This is a genomic window from Kitasatospora sp. NPDC057512, assembly GCF_042802135.1.
Classification (GTDB): domain Bacteria; phylum Actinomycetota; class Actinomycetes; order Streptomycetales; family Streptomycetaceae; genus Kitasatospora.
Genome location: NZ_JBHVET010001022.1, coordinates 1 through 2,361 on the forward strand (window position 1 = coordinate 1; position 2,361 = coordinate 2,361).

At 75.1% G+C, this 2,361-nt stretch carries 1 protein-coding gene; it reads left to right on the forward strand.

The genetic code is table 11. The features are described 5' to 3' along the window. On the forward strand, positions 1-2,239 hold a 2,239-nt coding region (locus ACFU6K_RS37035), incomplete at its 5' end, for a hypothetical protein (protein ID WP_380670745.1). Positions 2,240-2,361 lie beyond the last annotated feature (122 nt).

The window sequence follows — 2,361 nt, forward strand, 5'->3', positions numbered from 1 at the left end:
CTGGCAGCTGCGCCGCACCGGCGCCGACCACCTGCTGGTCAACGCCGCCGACGGCCGCTGCCTCACCCTCGGCGGCCCGGACCGCCGCCCCGCCACCGCCGACTGCGGCAGCTCCCCCGAGGCCGAGCGCTTCACCCTCTCCCGCGCGCCGCAGGGCACCTACACCCTCACCACCCGCGGCACCGGCGGCTGCCTGACCGCCGACCCGGCCCCGGTGGCCCACCACTGCGACAACCGCCCCGCCCACCGCTGGACGCTCACCCGCACCGAGCCGCTGGTCCTCGCCGACCCCGGCTTCGAGCAGAGCGGCACGAGCGGCACCGGCAGCACCAGCGGCGCGAGCGGAACGAGCGGAACAAACGGCGCGAGCGGAACGAGCGGCACGAGCGGCGCCGCCACCGCGAACGGCACCCCCGGCGGCTGGACCTTCACCGCCCACACCGGCACCGCCGCCAACAACCCGCACGGCGGCACCCGCCTCGCCTACCTCGACGCCGGCCCCGGCTACGCGGTGAGCCAGCAGGTGACCGCCGTCACCGCGGGCAGCTACGACCTGTCCGCCTGGATCGCGACGGGCGGCGCCGGCGGCAGCCTCTCGGTGAGCGTCAACGGGGCCGTGGTGCGCTCCCTCCCGCTGCCCGAGCAGTCCGTCTACGCGAAGTACACCCTCCCCCGGGTCCGGGTCGCCCCCGGTGACCGGCTGACCCTCACCATCGGCTCCTCCCCCACGGGTTGGGTCAACGTGGACGACGCCGCCGTCGCCCCGTCCGCCCCCAACGACCCGGTGATCAGCTCCTCCGACCCGGAAGTCGTCGCCCTCTTCGACTGGGCCAAGACCAAGGCCAACAGCTGGGTGCAGCAGGCCGGCGCCACCGGCGTGCTCGACCAGGACGAGAACCACCCCGGCGGCACCGGCACCACCACCTACGACGCCACCTACTGGGCCGGCTACCCGTTCCGCTCCGCCTTCTACAGCCGCGACTTCGCCCACCAGCTGGTCGGCGCCCACCTGCTCGGCCTGGACGCCGAGAACAAGACCATGCTGCGCGGCTTCGCGGCCTCCGCCACCGAGGTCAACAAGCTCTACCCGGTCTGGGCGCTCAACTTCGACGCCCGCGGCTACGGCGCCATCGACTACCGGAGCCCCGACCGCTTCGTCCGCGAGCTGCCCGCGCCGTTCGAACTCGTCCAGCAGACCGGCGAGGCCTACCGCTGGACCGGCGACCGGGACTACGCCGAGGACCCGGGCCTCGGCCGGTACGTGCGCAACACCCTCGGCCCGTTCATCGCCGCCCGCCCCGGCCCGGTCGACAACGGCGGGGTGCCGATCCCGCAGGCCACCAGCCGCAGCATCTTCGCCGGCACCGCCAGCTACGCCGAGAACGCCACCCGCACCTACGCCGAGGCCGGGGACGCGGTCGGCGCCCAGTACCAGGCCTACCTCTCCGCCGCCGCGCTGGCCGACGCCCGGGGCGACGCCGCCTCCGCCACCGGCTACCGGAACGCCGCCGAGCAGCTGCGCAGGTACGTCAACTCCACCTGGAGCGTGGACGGTTCGCAGCCCGGCGAGGTCGTCCACGGCTACGACACCACCGGCCAGCCGATCACCGGCTGGGGCTACGAGGCGAGCGTGCTGATGCCGGTCAAGGGGCTGCTCGACCCGGGCCCGCGCCGGGACGCCCAGCTCGCCGCCATCGACGCCGCCGACTCCGGCCCGGAGCGCTCGGCGAACCTGGAGGCCTACACCTACCTGCCGGACGCCTTCTTCGCCAACCACGACGGCACCACCGCCTGGAAGTGGATGCGGCACGTCTACGAGAGCGTCGGCGAGCCGCACGTGAGCGGCGCGATGCTGAACGGCGACTACCCCGAGGTCCCGTTCACCCTGCTCGCCCAGACCGTCCAGGGCCTGCTCGGCGTCACCCCGGACGCGGCCGGGCACGCGCTCGCCACCGCCCCGCAGCTGCCCGCCTCGATGGGCTGGCTCCAGGTCGCGGGCATCCCGGTGGGCGGCGGCACGGTGACCGTCCGCCACGACGGCGCGCAGCGCAGCACCGTCACCAACACCGGCACCGAGCCGCTGACTTGGGAGGCCCGCTTCCCCGGACGGCACGCCCGCACCAGCGTCGACGGCGAGCAGCGGGAGGCCCGCACCACGACCGTCGACGGCACGACCTACACCTCCACCACCGTGACCCTCGCGCCCGGACACTCCGCGACCGCGACCGTCACCGACTGACCCCCACACCGCACCACCGCGGCCGGCCGGCCCCCCCGGGCCGGCCCGAACCCCCCCACATCCGGTCCGGACCGGAACGGGCCACGACCACACCAGGGGGGGGGTGGAAAAGGGGCGGAGCC